Here is a 285-nt window from a genome sequence, read left to right as displayed (position 1 = left end):
GCTATCTCAAACGCGATCCTATCTTTTGTAGAAACAGGCGATCACATCCTAATGGTGGACACCTGTTACGAACCCACACGCGACTTCTGCAACACTATGTTAAAGCGCCTTGGTGTCGAGACGACCTACTACACGCCAACCATTGGCGAAGAGATACAAGACCTTATCCAGCCAAACACTAAGCTACTGTTTTTGGAATCTCCTGGTTCAGTGACCATGGAAGTGCAAAACGTCCCTCTGCTTGCAGAGATTGCACACCAAAACGATATGATCGTTATGTTGGAC

The 285-nt window shown here is 47.0% G+C and carries 1 protein-coding gene; it reads left to right on the top strand.

The window, feature by feature from the left end; genetic code table 11:
• Nucleotides 1-285 (top strand): aminotransferase class V-fold PLP-dependent enzyme (locus AB4585_RS23065; RefSeq protein ID WP_372171128.1); only part of this gene is annotated, 285 nt, incomplete at both ends.

The sequence above is a fragment of the Vibrio sp. 10N.222.49.C9 genome (assembly GCF_041474985.1).
GTDB classification, from domain to species: domain Bacteria; phylum Pseudomonadota; class Gammaproteobacteria; order Enterobacterales; family Vibrionaceae; genus Vibrio; species Vibrio crassostreae_C.
Note: the sequence above shows the minus strand (reverse complement) of the source record. Positions and strands in the feature narration are given on the sequence as shown.